The organism is Chitinophaga oryziterrae (genome assembly GCF_009758125.1).
Lineage (GTDB): Bacteria > Bacteroidota > Bacteroidia > Chitinophagales > Chitinophagaceae > Chitinophaga > Chitinophaga oryziterrae.
This window is the reverse complement of record NZ_WRXO01000001.1, coordinates 1,194,367-1,210,101: the sequence shown is the minus strand read 5'-3', so window position 1 is coordinate 1,210,101 and position 15,735 is coordinate 1,194,367. Positions and strand designations below refer to the sequence as shown.

The 15,735-nt window shown below is 44.1% G+C and carries 13 protein-coding genes; 4 read left to right on the top strand and 9 right to left on the bottom strand.

Features of this window, described 5'->3' with window-relative positions:
- Positions 1 to 3: 3 nt before the first annotated feature.
- A complete protein-coding gene (locus GO495_RS04995; RefSeq protein WP_157298574.1) occupies positions 4 to 846 on the bottom strand; it encodes a M57 family metalloprotease in 843 nt (280 codons plus the stop codon).
- A 380-nt stretch (positions 847 to 1,226) separates the two neighbouring features.
- Between GO495_RS04995 and GO495_RS04990 the strand changes: the two genes are divergently transcribed.
- The gene (locus tag GO495_RS04990; RefSeq protein ID WP_157298573.1) at positions 1,227 to 3,980 is read left to right on the top strand and encodes a S8 family peptidase; all 2,754 of its coding nucleotides are present in this window, start codon (positions 1,227 to 1,229) and stop codon (positions 3,978 to 3,980) included.
- Between the two features lie 86 nt (positions 3,981 to 4,066).
- Here GO495_RS04990 and lpdA read toward each other — a convergent pair whose 3' ends face one another.
- The 7 genes from lpdA to GO495_RS04955 form a co-directional block, all read right to left on the bottom strand.
- Complete coding sequence (lpdA, locus tag GO495_RS04985) at positions 4,067 to 5,473, bottom strand: dihydrolipoyl dehydrogenase (protein ID WP_157298572.1); 1,407 nt, start codon at positions 5,471 to 5,473, stop codon at positions 4,067 to 4,069.
- Positions 5,474 to 5,565: 92 nt separating this feature from the next.
- Positions 5,566 to 6,234, bottom strand: coding sequence for an outer membrane lipoprotein periplasmic chaperone LolA1 (lolA1, locus tag GO495_RS04980; protein ID WP_157298571.1), 669 nt, complete (start codon positions 6,232 to 6,234; stop codon positions 5,566 to 5,568).
- Positions 6,235 to 6,315: 81 nt separating this feature from the next.
- A complete protein-coding gene (locus GO495_RS04975) occupies positions 6,316 to 8,850 on the bottom strand; it encodes an FtsK/SpoIIIE family DNA translocase (protein ID WP_157298570.1) in 2,535 nt (844 codons plus the stop codon).
- A gap of 154 nt (positions 8,851 to 9,004) precedes the next feature.
- Positions 9,005 to 10,348 (bottom strand): alpha/beta hydrolase family protein, encoded by a 1,344-nt coding sequence (locus tag GO495_RS04970; protein ID WP_157298569.1) that lies wholly within the window; start codon positions 10,346 to 10,348, stop codon positions 9,005 to 9,007.
- Between the two features lie 4 nt (positions 10,349 to 10,352).
- On the bottom strand, positions 10,353 to 10,742 hold the full coding sequence (locus GO495_RS04965) for a DUF423 domain-containing protein (protein WP_157298568.1): 390 nt from the start codon (positions 10,740 to 10,742) through the stop codon (positions 10,353 to 10,355).
- Positions 10,735 to 11,244: a shikimate kinase gene (locus GO495_RS04960; protein ID WP_157298567.1), complete on the bottom strand. Its 510-nt coding sequence runs from the start codon at positions 11,242 to 11,244 to the stop codon at positions 10,735 to 10,737. The genes GO495_RS04965 and GO495_RS04960 overlap by 8 nt, the downstream gene beginning before the upstream one ends.
- Before the next feature lie 24 nt (positions 11,245 to 11,268).
- Positions 11,269 to 11,883, bottom strand: a complete 615-nt coding sequence (locus GO495_RS04955) for a 4'-phosphopantetheinyl transferase family protein (RefSeq protein ID WP_157298566.1) — start codon at positions 11,881 to 11,883, stop codon at positions 11,269 to 11,271.
- 70 nt (positions 11,884 to 11,953) lie between these two features.
- Here GO495_RS04955 and dcd point away from each other — a divergent pair, with 70 nt between their 5' ends.
- The 3 genes from dcd (at position 11,954) to GO495_RS04940 (ending at position 14,938) form a co-directional block, all read left to right on the top strand.
- A complete protein-coding gene (gene dcd, locus GO495_RS04950) occupies positions 11,954 to 12,490 on the top strand; it encodes a dCTP deaminase (protein ID WP_157298565.1) in 537 nt (178 codons plus the stop codon).
- A 256-nt stretch (positions 12,491 to 12,746) separates the two neighbouring features.
- Complete coding sequence (locus GO495_RS04945; RefSeq protein ID WP_157298564.1) at positions 12,747 to 13,727, top strand: PLL family lectin; 981 nt, start codon at positions 12,747 to 12,749, stop codon at positions 13,725 to 13,727.
- 2 nt (positions 13,728 to 13,729) lie between these two features.
- Complete coding sequence (locus GO495_RS04940) at positions 13,730 to 14,938, top strand: serine hydrolase domain-containing protein (protein ID WP_157298563.1); 1,209 nt, start codon at positions 13,730 to 13,732, stop codon at positions 14,936 to 14,938.
- Positions 14,939 to 14,987: 49 nt separating this feature from the next.
- On the opposite strand, the gene GO495_RS04935 is transcribed toward GO495_RS04940, so the two are convergent.
- A complete protein-coding gene (locus GO495_RS04935) occupies positions 14,988 to 15,728 on the bottom strand; it encodes a LytR/AlgR family response regulator transcription factor (protein ID WP_157298562.1) in 741 nt (246 codons plus the stop codon).
- Positions 15,729 to 15,735: the final 7 nt, after the last annotated feature.

The window sequence follows — 15,735 nt, the reverse complement described above, 5'->3', positions numbered from 1 at the left end:
CTACTAATACAAATAGTTCAGGGCAACTATATCGTTAGAATTGAACGTACGGTTTCCTCCGTTAGAACATGCCAGCATGAATGAATTTGCGGCATTTGTTGCTGTAGATGGCGTACCCGGAATAAGGATAGCACCTACACCGGCACTACCTTCGTTTGAAGTAGAACCACCGCAGCTGATAGCACGGTTGTAATAATCTGTGTGACGGAAGCCGAAGCAATGTCCCAATTCGTGCTGAATTACAGAACCTACATAGTTAACGTCAGGGTTGCTACCATAAGCAGCAGCATTTGTGTTCATCTGAATAGAGTTGTAAGGATTACCAGAGCTTGTAGGGAATCCTGAAGAACCTAAAGTAATGAAACCACCACTTGGTCCCTGGTTAAACCCGGAGATCGTAATGTTTGCTGTACCGCTGGTGATACGCTGCAGCGTGATGCTCAGTCCCAGTGCATTATAGCGTGAAATAGCAAGGTCTGTACCTGATACGAAAGCTGCACCCAGACTGCTCGCTACTTTGATAGTAATAGTACGTGGCAGGCCTGTTACCAGGTTTGTAGTTCTGTACTGTTCAGCATCTGCAACACGCAGCACCGGACCACTGAAGCTTTTCTTAAGATCTTCTTTGGACAGACGGATATCACCTTCTACCAGGTAATCATCACCGAAGGTGTGTACATCAGCAGTACTGAATCCGAGGCTGGCAATCTGGTTTAAAACTGCTTGTGGAATAGCAGTAGTTTGCTCAGGAGTTTTTGCTACTTTCTCTTTCTGGCAAGAGTAAAAGGTAACGACAGAAATGCCTGCTATGAGGCAAAACAAGGCTGTGAATGTTTGTTTGCGCATACATTTTTAGATTTGGGTTTCAAGAAAAGAGGATATTATTAGCTGATAAGCTGAAAATAAATGCAAATACACGGCGGCGATGCCGACGTATGGACATTATTCATCAGTAAATACAGCTAACGCTGACAATTATTGCTCATGATTTTAATAGTGCTGTGTATGACGGACAGTAATAGTGCCAGTACTGTGTCATTACCGGGTTCTCAAAAATTTATGTTTAAGGTTTAGTACTGGTTGGCCATTACCAGTTTGTAAGATTTCTCTTCGGGTCAAATACTCGACGTTTAGATTTCAGTTGCTCTAATCAATATTACAACTTTCCCGGATACCAAAAAAAAAATTGTAGATTTAAAAGCAAAATATGTCAACCCAAAATCTTTATGAAAACAATCCTTGTTTTGTTCTCACTTTTATTATGGCAAAATATATCAGCAAGGCAAGTACAGCCACCAGACAGTATTTCACTAAGGTACGCAGTTGCTGATACCGCAGCACGTACGGGTGGTCCGCTGCGTTATTATCTGGTAAAATTCAGCGTATATCCCGGTAATGCAGTGAAAAATTATGGCGTAATAAAAACGCTGAGTCCATTTCATTATATTTTAAGCCGGGTTGATTTTGACACATCGTTACAACGCAAAGTTGTATATAACTATCCTGCAAATAACAACTGGAAAGCAAGTGCGTTATTGTTACAACAACTGGCTCTGTCTGATAGTATTGTAGTACTGGCTGGTGTACGCAATCCTTCCTTAAATTATTGCCGGGTAATATCCCGGTCAGGCGCCGTATTGCGTGTAAGTGTGCAGAAAAAAGACTGGGATAATTTTATAACGCAACCGGATATACTTTTTTTAGATGGTATCCGAAAAGCACATACAGAAATACTGATCAACAATGCTGATCCTGCTGCCAATGCAGTAAATACAGCACAACAAAAATATCCTTCTGTAAGAGGTAAAAACATCACCGTATCATTAAAAGAAGATTTATTGGATACGACAGATATTGATTTCACAGGACGTTATATCCCATCTCCCTTCGCTGCTACACAACGCTCTTCTCATGCTACTATTATGGCTACGATGATCGGCGGTGCCGGCAATACAGGCACAAAGAGTTTAGGTGCTGCTCCGCAGGTGCTGTTCACCTCTGCCGATTTTAATACAAGCCTGATGCCGGAAGATCCGGATTATTTTAAGCAATTTGATATCACTATACAAAATCACTCCTATGGTACAGGGGTAGAAAATTACTACGGACTGGAAGCAGTCGCATATGATGAGCAGGTGTATAACACGGATACACTGCTACATGTTTTTTCTTCGGGGAACATAGGTTCCAATACTGATTCCAGCGGCATTTACCAGGGCATAAACGGATATGCCAATCTTTCCGGCACATTTAAGCAGGCAAAAAATGTACTTGTAGCAGGTGGTACTGACGATTCCTTACATGTTGTTTCATTAAGTTCACGGGGCCCTGCTTACGATGGACGGGTAAAACCAGAGCTGGTGGCATTCGGAATTGACGGGACCTCAGGTGCGTCAGCAATTACAAGTGGTGTGGCAGCTCTTTTGCAGGATGCCTATAAGCAAAAATATGGCGTTGCTCCTTCTGCTGCACTGGTAAAAGCATTACTGATTAACAGCGCTGTAAAAGTGGACCATATTCCTTTAAGTTATAAAAGCGGATACGGTAGCTTACATGCACTGGACGCACTGAATACACTATCTGCAGCACAGTTTATGAAAGGCAGTGGTCCGCAGCAATTTACCATACACGTTCCGGCAGGAATGGAACAATTACAGGTAACGCTTTGCTGGAATGATCCGCCAGCGGCAGTGAATGCGTCCAAAGCTTTAGTGAATGACCTCGATCTGTCTGTTACAGATGCTGCGGGCCAGACTTTTGCGCCATGGGTACTAAGTGCAGCCCCTTCCATGGATTCACTGGGGGCAGCGGCAAAACGCGGACGGGACAGCCTGAATAATATAGAGCAGGTGACAATTGATCATCCTGTGGCCGGGGATTTGCAGATTCATGTGCACAACCCTGTTGCGGAACAGACTTTTTACGTCGTATATCAATGGACGCCTTCCCATCATTTTGAATGGCTGAATCCCGGAGACCATGAAGTATTGTATGCCGGCGGGAACACGCCTCTCCCCTTTCGCTGGCAAAGCAATATAACAGGCAAAGGCGATCTTTCCTACAGTATCGACAGTGGTATTACCTGGAAGCCGTTAATATCGTCTGTCGGGGCTGAAAACGGGCTTTATTACTGGACTGTACCATCTCTGTTCAGCGCTGCATTGCTAAAGTTTACCCTGCCGGATACCTCGTTCATCAGTGAACCCTTTTATCTTTCCCCCCGTCTTACCCTGCAAACAGGATATAATTGCGGGGACAGCGCTTTCATTTACTGGTCTTCCGTGCAGGATGCTTCAGCTTACGAAGTATATCATCTGGGAGAACAGTACCTCAGTCCTTATGCTTTACCTACAGATACTTTCCTTGCAGTAAGCGGAGGTTCTCCTTATTTCGCAGTCAGCCCTGTGCATAAAGATGGATGGACCGGATTAAAGAGTTACGGAACGAATTACACCATACAGGGTACCGGATGTTATGTCAGAAATCTGTTGGCAGACCTGAATGCGGATGGGACCGTGACTTTGTCGCTTAACCTGGGAACAGCCTATAAACTGCAACATTTATATTGGCAACGGTTAGCAGGCAGTGATTATGTTGATATATCTGATCAGTTGATTGCAGGAGTTGATTATACTTACCTGGATGAACATACGACAAAAGGATTGGTGTATTACAGGGTAAAACTGGTAACCGATGATGGGAAGATCATTTATTCAGATCCTGTATCTGTCTATTTACTGAATGACAAAGAATATCTGTTCTTTCCCAACCCGGTGCATAGTACATTATCTGTTTTAGGTAAGGAGTTGTATGGTATGCAATTGCAGGTGTATGATATGAGTGGACGGTTGGTATTGAGAAAATTATTGCAGAATCAGCTGGAGAGCGTTTGGGTAGAGGATTTGCCGGCAGGGGTATATAATTGTGTGTTGTTCAGGGATGGGAAGAAAATAGTGGCAAAGAAGGTGGTGAAGGAATAATTTGTTATAGAGGAAGTGACCAAAAAAGGTCTAAAAAGAAAGTCCCGGACGATTGTCCGGGACTTCTATATTTAGTAGATACACTATTAAAGGTGGATAGCTTCTCCGTAAGCAACCTCGATCGCGTCTTTTACAGATTCGCTCATGGTTGGGTGCGGATGGATGGAGTCCAGTACTTCCTGATAAGTAGTTTCCAGTTTGCGGGCAGTCACTGTCTGAGCAATGATTTCCGTTACGTTGGCACCTATCATGTGTGTACCTAACCACTCGCCGTATTTTGCGTCGAAGATCACTTTGATGAAGCCTTCGGTTGCACCTGCCGCAGATGCTTTTCCGGAAGCAGTGAATGGGAACTTACCCACTTTCACTTCATAGCCAGCTTCTTTAGCAGCCTTCTCGGTATAACCTACAGAAGCAATTTCAGGCGCACAGTAAGTACAACCCGGGATGTTCATGTAGTCAATTGGTTCTGGCTTGTGTGCGTATTTCTTTTCGTTATATGCGATTGCTTCTACGCAAACGATACCTTCTTTAGAGGCAACGTGTGCCAGTGCCTGGCCAGGGACCATGTCACCGATAGCATATATACCAGGTACATTAGTCTGGTAGTATTTATCTACCAATACCTTTCCTTTATCAGTTTTGATACCTAGTGCTTCGAGGCCCAGGTTTTCTATGTTAGCAGCGATACCAACAGCGCTCAGTACAACATCTGCTTCCAGGGTGATTTCACCGGTAGCTGTTTTTACTTTTGCTTTAACGCCTTCGCCACTAGCTTCTACGCTTTCTACAGAAGAATTGACCATTATTTCAATGCCTTTCTTCTTGTAGATCTTTTCCAGTTCTTTGGAGATATCCTCATCTTCAACAGGAACAATGCGTGGGAGGAACTCAACGATCGTTACTTTAGTACCCAGGGTAGCATAGAAGTACGCGAATTCAACGCCAATTGCACCGGAGCCTACAACGATCATGGATTTAGGCTGCTTAGGCAATACCATTGCCTCGCGATAGCCAATTACCTTTTTACCGTCTATTTTCAGGTTAGGCAGTTCACGGGCACGGGCACCAGTAGCCAGGATAATGAATTTAGCTTCATGTAAAGCTACCTTACCATCCTTATCAGTTACTTCTATCTGTCCTTTGGATTTTACCTTACCGGAACCAAGCAGTACATCAATTTTGTTTTTCTTCATCAGGAACTGAACACCCTTGCTCATCTTATCTGCAACACCCCGGCTACGCTTAATAACCGCATCAAAATCGGCGCTACCTTCGCCAACATTAATACCATAAGTTTTGGCATGTTGTATATATTCCAATACCTGCGCAGACTTCAATAATGCCTTTGTGGGAATACAACCCCAGTTCAAACAAATACCGCCCAGGCTCTCCCTTTCTACTATTGCCGTCTTAAATCCCAGCTGAGAAGCACGGATAGCAGCCACATATCCACCAGGGCCGCTGCCAATTACGATTACGTCGTATGCCATATTGCTTAATTTTAATTTAAACTTGCCAAAGGTAGTAAATAAAAAAAGCCCATCCAAACGGGCGGGCTTATCTTATATCTTATTAATATTTTTTATCTGAGGTCTACTACTTCCACGCCAGGATACTTTTTAGCATCAAAGACAAAGGTAGCGTCTGTCAGGTTAGTATTTGGCGTAAAGCTGGTAATCTCGTAAGTGTAGTGATTACCGTTCTTTTCGTACACTTTCATACGGGAAATGCTCTGATTTTTCTTATCTACAGATACAATTACCTTGAAAATGTTCTTGGATTTGTCTGTAGGCGTCATTTCGATGTTCTCCAGTATTTTACCTTTCTCATTGGATTCGCCATCGAGGCGGTACAGATAATCTTTATCGTAGAAGTTGGTGAACAGTTTAGCAGGCGTCAAAGCAGTGCTATTCTGATCTACATTATTGATTGTTACTTCATTAGCATCCTTTGCGTATGTCCAGGACGTTTTGTTATCGCTGATGATTTCCTGTCCGTCCAGGTTTACTTTATATTTAGCGCCTTTCAGGTATACAGTCCCTTTCTTTGAGTCAGTAACACTGTTATTAGCCCCTTCAACCTTTAAAACGAAGTTGGCTACAACAGACTTTAACGTTGAAAATTTCTTGCTCACATTATCCAGGATTGACTTTGCCTTAGGATCATTCACTCCTAAAGAACCTCTAGCCTGCGCCACGCCGTTCGTTACTACACTTCCAGTCAATATGGCCATTAATATAATTTTCTTCATCGTTTTGTAAGTTTTAGTTTACTAGTTGTTTTAAGACAAATGTTATGCCGATACCTTTTTGCAATGTTAATATAAAGCCAATTAGCCGAGGCTATCGAGTATTTCTTCGAGTTCGGACTCAGATTTCACGTGTACGTCCCTGGCTTTGCTACCCATGTTAGGCCCTACGATACCTGCTGCTTCCAGCTGGTCCATCAGGCGGCCTGCACGGTTATAGCCCAGTTTCATACGGCGCTGTAAGAGTGAAGTAGATCCCTGCTGGTTCTGCACGATGATACGGGCAGCCTCTTCAAAGAGGGTGTCCCTGTCCTGCAGGCTGATCTCCTTCCCTTCCATATCCTTATCGTCCACATATTCCGGCAGCAGGAAGGCTTCCGGATAACCGCGCTGTTTACCAATGAATTCCGCTACTCTTTCCACTTCCGGCGTATCTACGAATGCGCACTGTAAACGTACCAGTTCGCTGTTGAAGGACACCAGCATATCCCCCTGTCCTATCAGTTGTTCAGCACCGCCGATATCCAGAATGGTACGGGAATCTATCTTGGAAGATACCTTGAATGCTATACGGGCCGGGAAGTTGGCCTTGATAGTACCTGTGATGATATTTACAGACGGACGCTGAGTGGCGATAATAAGATGGATACCAATGGCACGTGCCAACTGGGCCAGGCGGGCAATAGGCATTTCCACTTCTTTACCGGCTGTCATGATCAGATCCGCAAACTCATCTATTACGAGTACGATAAACGGCAGGTAACGGTGTCCTTTTTCAGGATTCAGGCGACGCTGGGTGAACTTCGCGTTGTATTCCCGGATATTACGGGAGCCGGCTTCCTTCAGCAGGTCGTAACGGATATCCATCTCTATACAGAGGGCATTGAGGGTGTGAATCACCTTTTTAATGTCTGTAATAATGGCATCTTCTTCTCCGGGTAGTTTAGCCAGGAAGTGTTTCTCTATCAGTTTATACAATGATAACTCCACTTTTTTGGGGTCTATCAGTACAAATTTGAGTTGAGAAGGGTGCTTCTTATATAATAATGATACTAATAAGGTGTTGATACCCACAGATTTACCTTGTCCTGTCGCTCCTGCCATCAGCAAGTGTGGCATTTTGGCAAGATCTGCGATAAAGTTCTCGTTATCAATCTTTTTCCCGATAGCTATTGGTAAGTCCATCGTACTCTGCTGGAACTTTTCAGAAGCCAGCAGGTTTCTTAATGACACGATACTCTTCTTTACGTTAGGCACCTCTATACCAATAGTGCCTTTACCGGGAATAGGCGCGATAATACGGATACCTAAAGCCGACAGGCTGAGGGCTATATCATCTTCCAGGTTCTTAATCTTCGAGATACGCACACCGGCGGCGGGCACTATCTCGTAAAGTGTAACGGTAGGACCTACCGTCGCACTTATTTTCTGGATAGAGATATCGTAGTTCTTCAGTGTGTCTATAATCTGGTTCTTGTTCCTGTCCAGTTCAGAGGTATCCTGTACGATCTTTTCTGTACCATGGTTGTCCAGCAGTTCAAGAACGGGATATTTATAATCTCTCAGATCGAGGATAGGATCGTAGGGGTCCAGTTGTAATGGCCCTGTAGCAGGTTGTTCATCCGGCGCAAGGTCATCTTCAGCTTCTTCTACAGGTGGTTTTAATTCAAAGACCACTTCATTGGGCTGGTTATTCCTTCTGCGGGATGATGTTTGTTCTACGGTTTCTTCTATATATAATAATGGACCGGCTTCCTCCTCCTCTTCTTCTTCCTCTTCTATGACAGATGCTGGCGGAATGACAGTGATATTTTTTACGACGAGCTGCATTTCCGGCAATTCGTCTTCCCCTGTTTCATCAGTTGGCGGAATAACGACTACCCCATTGCCTTTCAATCCGTTTCTGCGTTTGTTATCAGAGACTACCGGAATTTCTTCCTCCTCCTCTTCTTCCTCAATGGCTACTTTTTTAGGTTTACGTTCCATCAGCCATTTGAAATCGAGGTTATATTTCCAGATGATCCAGGCGAAGCCTGCTACCAGCAATAATAATGCGGCTCCGGCTTTACCCAGGAACCCTGTGATCCACTTACTTACCGCATCGCCGAGTGCACCTCCCCAGGGGAAGCCGGCCATACCGGTAACGAAAGCAGCGGCCGTGCTGATGAACAACAGGCCAAACATGATATATTTTATGTTACGCCAGATGCGGAATACGCGACGGCCAACAATAAAATTCATTCCGAGTATAAAAAAGAGGTAACAGAAGAGATAGGAGGCAACACCGAATCCGCCATAAATGAACCAGTGAGACACAAAGGCTCCCAGGCGGCCCAGCAGATTTTCCACTTTCAGATCATCCATGAACAAAACGCTGGCAGCATAACGGAAAACTTTATCCTGATCATCTTCCCAGGTGAACAGATAGGATGTGAAGGCAATAAAGCAGTAGAGTGATAATAACAGTAGTATCACACCCATTACTTTGTGAGTGCGCTCATCTTTTACCAGCTCTTTTACTTTCACCTCAGCTTCCTTCTCCTGTTTCAGTACATTGGGGTCATTACCACGAGGTTTCTTGCTTTCCGGTTTCTCAGTTTTCAGTTTATTCCTAGACATAATTATAGCGCTCCAAAATTAAGGCTGCCGGCTGACATATTAAGAATTTATTTTGGTGTTGCTACAAACACGAGGCCCCGTCTGGCGCCTTTCGGATTGTTTATCATACATTAATATAATAAATGTATCTATCTGCGAACAGGCCTGGCTGACTTTAATATAATAATTGTATCCACCTGACCATAAACTGTAATACCGCAGGATTTATTGTTTCGTCCAGGGTTCCATATTCTTCTATCGTGCAGGAATTACAACGTTGAAACTGGTGGTTGAGCCCCCGGAAAGTACGTAGCGTAATTGTTTGATTTCCACCTTTTAGCATACCGGCTTCTATGCCTTTCAGGTTTTGGGCGGCATTTACTTCCACATCCTTTTCCCCGTTCATAGCCAGTACCGGGCATTTAATTTTTGCCAGATAGGGAGCCGGATCATACGCCAGCGAGCTTAAAACCTCAGGACGGGTATCTGCTTTATAGCTGGTTTCCAGCATCCAGTCCTGTATGGTATTTGTATCGGCCATTTGCTTATAAACAGTAGTAAGGCTGGCGAATGCTTTCTTTTTACGTATTACGGTGTCTTTTTCAGCAACGAGGACATCCAGGTAGTCTTTGAAGGCTTTGTTATTGCCGGCCTTTTCTGTACGGCCGTCGACTCCGGGTGCGGCCATCGTCATCAGGAAAGCGATTTTGTTGTCCGAGGAAGCAACTATCTGTCCTACGGCGCCACCAAGGCTATAGCCCAGCATACCGATCGCATTGCTGTCTACATCTTTACGCTGGCGTAAAAAGCTAACGGCAGCGCGTACATCTTCTGCAAAGTTATAAATATCGGAAGAGTCATAGTTACCGGTGCTGGTGCCGGTACCGCGGTCATCAAAACGAAGTACGGCCATGCCATGTTTAGCGAAATAATCAGCTATAACGGCGAATGGTTTATGTCCGAGGTGTTCCCCGTCCCTATCCTGCCGTCCTTCTCCTGAAATCATGATGATAGCGGGAAAAGTGCCTTTTATACCGGGTTTGGTGAAGGTTCCGGTGAGCAGTACTTTATCCTTTGCATTAACGAATTTCACTTCTTCAACATCGTATGCAAAGGGTGGTTTTGGTTCCTGGGAGTGTTCAGCCGGTTCTGTTTCACGACGCGAGAAGTTGAGTTCCGCACGGTTACCGAGTTGTTCGAAATACCCCTCATACCGGCCGTTCCTGGAATTCCAGCCACCGAAATAAACAAGACCAATCTTTTTGATAGAGAACTTTAAGCTATCATCTGTAGCAAATACCTCATCTATGTTGATAACGTCCTGGGTAACATCCGGACTTTTCATCTGACCTTTAATTACATTATCCTGGTAAGTAAAGGTTACCTGCAGGCGTTGTTTATTCCCCTGAGGTGTTCTGAAAAACCCGTACCAGTTGCCACTTGCATCGTGGAGTGACTGAGAAAATGAAGTGCCGGCCAGGGCGATACCCAGGCAGGTCATGACAATATATTTAAACATAATTTTACCCTTTCTTTAATACGGACAGCAGCAGGCAGACCCAGCCTGCGATGAAGAACAGTCCTCCGATGGGAGTGACGATCCCTACTCCTTTTAAACCAACATTGCCGGTCATTTTCAGCAAAGTAAGCGCATACAGGGAGCCGGAGAATAATATAACACCTATGATAAAGCAGCGGCCGGCCCATTGCAACAAAGAACCGGGGAACTGCGCATATAACATAGCGATAGCGAGCAGGGCGAATACATGGTAGAACTGGTAAGTGACGCCTGTCTGAAAAGTACTGACCGTTTCCGGTGGCACGAGTTCTTTAAGTTTATGAGCGCCGAAAGCGCCAAGTGCAACTGCCAGTCCGCCTAAAGCGGAAGCCCATACCAGAAATCCTTTATGCATTGTTATTGAGTCTTTGAGTGAACGTGTCTAAGGTAATGCTATCTGATTCTGCGATAGTTATCTGTGCCTGCCGGTAAAATGATTCCCTTTCTGCCAGTTTCTTTTCTACGAACGCGAGCAATTCCTCGTCAGGTAAGTCCTGGATGAGGGGACGTTTGGATTTTTTACGTTTGAGTCTTTCTACGATTACCGGCAATTCGGGGTTGAGCCAGATGGTAGTACCTCTTTCATTCATGATATCCATGTTGTCCTGGAAACAGGGTACTCCCCCCCCACAGGAAATAACAAAATTCTCTGATTCAGAGAGTTCTCTCAACCAGAAACCTTCTTTTGCACGGAAATAATCTTCTCCTTTATTGGCGAAGATATCGCTGATAGACATAGATTCGGCCTCTACGATCACGTCATCGAGATCGTAAAAAGGCAATTCGAGGTGTTCTGCCAGTTGTTTTCCCCAGTAAGACTTGCCGGCGCCCATGAAACCAAGTAGAAAGATTTTCAAAGTATCTGATTTAAAAATGGATGATTAAGCTGTCCAAGTTAAACACAATTCGTTATCCAGCAAATATTGCAAATATAGCCGGGCATTTTTATCTGCTTTGTTAAAATTACAGGTAAGAAAGCCTTTAGGCTGAAAGGTAAAGGGTTCTATTGTCATATTCTCCTTAAAATCAACACTTCCCAGGCCATACCATTTGAATACGGCTTCTTTGGCGCTCCAGCAGATGGTTTTTTGTGCCAATGCGTTCCCGGGGTCTATAAACGCCTGTTCTGTTACTGACAGGAATTTGTGGGAGACTTTCTCAATTTTATTCGTTATCTCTTCAATATCAATCCCTACAGCCTCTTCTTTGCTTACGATCGCGGCCACATAATCCCCGCAATGGGAAATAGAAAAATGGTAGTCGTTCCCATGGACATAGGGTTTACGGCTTTCCATGATGCGGATATCCCTTATCGGGAAATCCGGGAATAGCTCCGTCAGCAGATACCGGCCCGCAAAATGCTGCAGGCGCTTGTGCGGATGATGGATAGCGGTGGAAATATTGACCTTCCCCGCAAAAAAATCCTCCTCTTCGGTTATCTTCCACACCCCCAACCGGCTGCCGGGATTCATTTGTATGGTACGTATTAATGGCATATCTTGCCAAATTAAAGCAAAAAGCAGGAGACTACCCAATGCTAATGCGTAATAACTATTAACGACTAATATGATCCTGTCAGACAAACGGATATTAGAGGAAATTGACAAGGGAACGATTGTTATCGCTCCTTACGACCGGAAGTACCTCGGCACCAATTCTTACGACGTACATCTTGGAAAATACCTGGCTACCTATAAAGACAGGATTCTGGATGCGCGTGAACACAATCAGATCGAACATTTTGAGATCCCTGCAGAGGGTTATGTTCTCCATCCCGGCACACTTTATCTTGGTGTAACCGAGGAGTACACAGAAACCCATGCACATGTGCCTTTCCTGGAAGGGAAATCCAGCACCGGCCGTCTTGGCATTGATATCCATGCAACAGCGGGTAAAGGCGACGTTGGCTTCTGCAATACCTGGACACTGGAGATTTCCTGTGCGCAACCTGTAAGAATATATGCAGGAATGCCTATAGGACAGCTGATTTATTTTGTGGTGGAAGGTGAAGTGGAGACCATGTATAATCAGAAAGGGAACGCAAAATACAACGGAAGGACGGTGAAGCCCGTCGAAAGTATGATGTGGAAGAATAAATTCTAAACTATATAGAGGCTGTCTTAAAGACGGCCTTTTTTTTTACCCTTCCCTATGGATAAAAGAACTGCCTGATTTCTGCCAACATTTGTTGTTGTACAATTTTGTAGCATCAAAAGTAATATAAATATTTTTTCAGATTTATCTGAATCACCGTTACCTAACTAGAATATACCGTTCCCTCTTTGGCTTCTACACACCCTACTCCTCTATTGTAATTTCGGCATCGTAACACGTATTTATAATCCCCAAAAAGATCAAAATGACAACTTCGGTTTTCGCATTGGAAAAAAGACTGGAAGTATTTGCTGTAGCAAATCTGGGTGCCGCAAATATTGATATTCTGCAAATAGAACGGATTGTTTCTTATGACAATGGCAGTACCTGGGTGAATAACTGGGTCCCTAATCAGACTGCTACTTTTTCTTCGTCGGTGGCTGCTGCCATAACAGGCGATAGTCTGGACACTTTTGTGGTTGGCCGCCGCAACGACGACCATTTCTGGTTTGGCAGACTAGAGGAATACTACGAATTTAAAACTACACCATGGGCTGTTATCGGAGCAGGTACCTTCTATGGAAAGCCTGCTATATGCAGCTATGGGAATTCAGTTTCAGGCTGGCAGAGCAAAAATACAATACATACCAGTTATGACGGTGTGAGAGTATTGGTCTTCGGGCAAGGAAAGGATAATAGGATCTGGTGGGCATCATCTGTAAATGGCGGACAATCCTGGCACATGGCATGGCAAGCCATTGGTACAGGTACGTTTACCTCCTCTCCTGCCGCTACCTGTTCTACCGACGGAAAACTGGTAGCCGTTTTTGGCAAAGGGAAAGATGATAGGATCTGGTGGGCTTATTCTACAAATGGCGCATCTTCCTGGGACATGGCATGGTCTCCTATCGGAGAAGCCCTGTTTACTTCTGCGCCTGCTGCAGTATGTTCTGCAGATGGAAAACGGATTTATGCATTTGGTAAAGGAAAAGACAACAGGATCTGGTGGGCGTATGCTACCAATGGTGTGCAAAAATGGGACATGGCATGGAAACCTATAGGAGAAGGGATCTTTACCTCTATGCCATCAGTCAGTTGTTCCTGGGATGGAAAAATAATCCATGTATTCGGAGAAGGAAATGATAACCGCATATGGCAGGCAAGATCAAACGATTTTGGTGCCACCTGGGATATCGCATGGAGGAAAATTAATGACAAACAATTTAACAATGTAAACGACTTATAACTATGGCAAACATCGCTAAAATACAAACGCTGTTAAACGATACAGCTAAGGCCATCCGAATTAAATATGGTATCCCGAATATTGCAGGTGTAATTGTACGTGATAATGGTGCTACTACTATGAATACCATACAGGGAGTAAAGAACAGTAACCTGAGTGAAACAGCAGCAGGCAACCAGATGACAGCATCCGACTACTTCAATGTAGGCTCCATCTCAAAACCTATTACGGGATTTTTGTTAGCCTGTCTGATCAAAAAAGGAATTTTAACCTGGGATACGACCATAGAAGAAGTATTTCCGGAATTCAAATCGAAAGTCTTCCGGGATAAACATGGGATGAATGATTTATTCCTGAAGGTAAAAGTCTACGAACTAATGGCGCATGTTTCCGGCATGAACGGCGCACAGTTCTATCCGGATTATAATGTCGCTACAAATCCCGATGCACAAAACAGAGACACCGACCCTTTCCGTTTTCCGCAGGACCAGGGTCTTACAGCTGGGGGTAATAGCAGAGACCCTGAATGGATGACGAATGCATCACTATTATATCAGCGGTATTTGTTTACCGTATTAAGTATGAAAAAGAAAAAATACCTGTACAACAGTGCACAGAACATGGGCTATCAAAACCAGGCTTCCAGCGGTTATGGTGCTACTGTAACTATCTGTACAGCTATGGCCGAACGTAAAACAGGGAAGGTATGGGAACAACTTATGGATGAAGTGCTGGCCGGCCCCTTACAGGGACTGTTTAATATAAAATTCGGGAATCTGACCAATGGGGCACAGTTCCACAGCTTTAACAGCAACACGAATAAATTTGTTCCAAATACAAGTATGGATACATCTCTGATGCCTTTCAGCAGTAAATTCCCAACTGGTGGCATACATTGTACCGTAGGAGGTATTGCACAGTATATACGCTATAACTTACCGGCAATTGATTATTCACAGATCTTTGATGTACAGCAATACCATCAGACCGTTACGACTGCAGCAAAAGGAGGACTAGCTGTAAGTGGTGATCAATTCTGGCATACTGGTGCAACCAGTTCCAGTTTAGCCGCTATACGTATTTATGCTAACGCAGGAAGAGGCGTTGCCGTTATGATGAATTGCGGACCCCAAGGTAGCAATGCCGGTACTGCGGAGTTTGAATTACTGGAAAAGCTGGAAGAGATTCATAAGAACTGGGATACGATTTAACCCTGATTATACAGGCTCATTAGCCTAATCCGCTAATGAGCCTTTCTTTTTACCCCCTTAGCGCCTGTACAATCTCTTCTTTCTTTCTACGGGATATCACCACACTATGACCATCCTGCAGCCATAACAGGTGCTCTTTGTCGATATGCCGGATATAAATCCTGTTTACAAGGTGCGACTTGTGCACCCGTAAAAAGCCATACTCTGCCAATAGCTCTTCGTATTCTTTGATCGTTCGGGAAACAATAACCGGGGCATGGTTATTAAATAAGAATTTGCTGTAATTATTCATTCCTTCCACCCGTATAATGTCTTTAGGCTCAAACTGGAATACTCCTTCAGCAGTTGATAGTGTTAATTTAAATGAAGCATTGTCTGTTTTTAAATTCTGTAGCAGATTGGTGACCAGCTGTGGTTGTTGAAAGATCTGTGATTTTCTAACGATATGCCTGTTTATCGCATTCTGCAGATCAAGAATGTCAATTGGTTTTAGCAGATAATCAAGTGCACTGAAGCGAATGGCTTTGATAGCATATTGATCAAAGGCAGTCGTAAATATCAGGTCAAAATCCCAGCTGCCTATACTATTCAGCAAATCAAATCCGTTCATTCCAGGCATCTGTACATCCAGCATCAGTAATGTAGGATGAAAGTCGGCGATCATGGCTACTGCCAGTTCAGGGTCATTACACATTGCTACTTCTTTCGTAACAGGTACATGTTTGTCCAGCAACAATGTTAGTATATTGGAAGCTGCGGGTTCATCGTCTATAATTAATATTCTGATCATAAGAGTT